Raw genomic sequence first — 1388 nt, 5'->3', positions numbered from 1 at the left:
CATTCACTCTCTTGTTGTATATCGTGATCAGGCGGAGTATCCGCCAGGTGATTAAGTACACGCGTTAACGCATCGAATCGTTTTTCACCGACAGATATGAGCCTTTTGTTTTTTTTATTTCCAGAAGGTGTCGCACTTCATTTTACAATCCGTCGGGAAATAAATAAAACCCCGGCAAATGTGCCAGAGCTTCATGTTCCCCATATTACCCACAAAAATGCTGCTAAATCGTACTATTCGATGTCTAACCGTGCATATCCGAAATTCCCGAGAAGACGCGCCCTACAGCGTTTTTGCGAACCTGTGCTCACCGTTGCAAACTCGTCAGAAAAATATTTGCCGTACATTCCGAGATGGAAGCAGATGCACCGCTTGCACAAGACTTCGTATGACGGGCGTCTTGTGCCTTTTTCGATGCGCTGAATAGCGGATTTACTTATACCTAGTTTTTCTGCTACGAACCCAAGCGTCCATCCACGTTTGAGCCGTTCAGCTTCAATAACTCTCATATTCACCGCCTTTCCCTCATTACTTATGTCGACTTTAAGTCAACTGTCAAGGAGTTTTTTTGATGTTTGAAAAAGAAAAATTGGCTAGTCGTATTCATCATCTCCGAGTTGAAAAACAATTAAATCAAGACGAACTCGGAAACGTTATGGGAGTCACCAAAGGTGCTGTTAGCAAAATCGAAAAGGCTAAAAGGGCCGCATCAATTGAAGCGTTATATGCCCTTGCCGACTACTTCGACGTATCTATCGACTATCTCGTCGGGCGTTCTGACGATCCACGCCGTCACTAATTGACGACTGTTGCTTGTCCTCCGCTCGACCTGTACAATGAAATTAAATATATGCTGGAACGGAATGACGTCGATGGAAAACGAACTTTTACATCAAATCTTGTCGGAACTTAAGAGCATCAAAACCGATGTATCCGAACTTAAAGCTGGACAACAGAAGCTCGAAGCCGAGCAGAAAAAAATGAATGAGCGCCTTGATAGCATCGAAAAAGACACTGCACTAATCCCAATGATTAAACAAGCCACGCTGGAGACCAACGAAACGGTGAGACGTGTGGAATTATCGCAAGAACGCCAAAAAGGAATCATTGAAGTATTATCTGTCCGTTCCATTGAACAAGAAGCCGCAATAAAAAGAACTAATTAGCTAATTCCCCTTACGCTCCGCCTCCTGCTTGAGTTCCTTCATAAGCTCATCAGGCAGGCGGATTGTTGTTTGTTCACGTTCCATTGTTTCACATCTTCCATATCAGCTCGTCATCATGTACTGCCAATACTGTAATTAGGAATGTCTCCCTTCTCTGGTAGCTAGGTCGAACAACTCATTGTACAAGTCTTGCTCCATCGCACGTTCGACGAGTGCTTCCGA

Annotated in this window: 3 protein-coding genes; 2 read left to right on the top strand and 1 reads right to left on the bottom strand. The window is 44.0% G+C overall.

All coding sequences use genetic code 11. From position 1 onward, the window contains the following. Positions 1 to 233 precede the first annotated feature (233 nt). A complete protein-coding gene (locus PPOP_RS26095) occupies positions 234 to 509 on the bottom strand; it encodes a helix-turn-helix domain-containing protein (protein ID WP_422730660.1) in 276 nt (91 codons plus the stop codon). A gap of 62 nt (positions 510 to 571) precedes the next feature. Between PPOP_RS26095 and PPOP_RS16835 the strand changes: the two genes are divergently transcribed. Together PPOP_RS16835 and PPOP_RS16830 are read left to right on the top strand one after the other, a co-directional pair. Further along, positions 572 to 799 (top strand): helix-turn-helix domain-containing protein, encoded by a 228-nt coding sequence (locus PPOP_RS16835; RefSeq protein WP_006287853.1) that lies wholly within the window; start codon positions 572 to 574, stop codon positions 797 to 799. A gap of 73 nt (positions 800 to 872) precedes the next feature. After that, positions 873 to 1166 carry a hypothetical protein gene (locus tag PPOP_RS16830; protein WP_006287851.1) on the top strand — a complete coding sequence of 98 codons (294 nt, stop codon included), beginning with the start codon at positions 873 to 875 and terminating at the stop codon, positions 1164 to 1166. Positions 1167 to 1388 lie beyond the last annotated feature (222 nt).

The organism is Paenibacillus popilliae ATCC 14706, from assembly GCF_000315235.1.
GTDB lineage: Bacteria > Bacillota > Bacilli > Paenibacillales > Paenibacillaceae > Paenibacillus_B > Paenibacillus_B popilliae.
This window is presented reverse-complemented; position numbering and strand designations above follow the sequence as displayed.

What these genes read in the sequence shown, in the direction of transcription:
- PPOP_RS26095 (WP_422730660.1), bottom strand. Translation starts at nt 509, where the DNA reads ATGAGAGTTATTGAAGCTGAACGGCTCAAACGTGGATGGACGCTTGGG.
- PPOP_RS16830 (WP_006287851.1), top strand. Translation starts at nt 873, where the DNA reads ATGGAAAACGAACTTTTACATCAAATCTTGTCGGAACTTAAGAGCATC.
- PPOP_RS16835 (WP_006287853.1), top strand. Translation starts at nt 572, where the DNA reads ATGTTTGAAAAAGAAAAATTGGCTAGTCGTATTCATCATCTCCGAGTT.